This window comes from Burkholderia sp. Ac-20392, from assembly GCF_017104585.1.
GTDB classification, from domain to species: Bacteria; Pseudomonadota; Gammaproteobacteria; order Burkholderiales; family Burkholderiaceae; genus Burkholderia; species Burkholderia lata.
In genome coordinates, this window is record NZ_JAAGPB010001206.1 from 1 (window position 1) to 264 (window position 264).

Annotated in this window: 1 protein-coding gene; it reads left to right on the top strand. The window is 64.8% G+C overall.

The window, feature by feature from the left end; translation table 11 throughout:
* Positions 1 to 73 precede the first annotated feature (73 nt).
* The coding region (locus G3N99_RS41645; protein WP_206125353.1) for a hypothetical protein at positions 74 to 264 on the top strand (191 nt) is incomplete at its 3' end.

The window sequence follows — 264 nt, forward strand, 5'->3', positions numbered from 1 at the left end:
GTCGTCGACTACCATCCGGCCGTCCCCCGACAGACCTGCTTGCGCCAGCCTCTCTCGCCTACCGCAACGTCGCATGCAACGTCTGCATCTGCTCGACGGTCGCCGTCACGCCACCGCAGACGATCACAAAGATATCCGTCGTCGACTACCATCCGGCCGTCCCCCGACAGACCTGCTTGCGCCAGCCTCTCTCGCCTACCGCAACGTCGCATGCAACGTCTGCATCTGCTCGACGGTCGCCGTCACGCCACCGCAGACGATCAC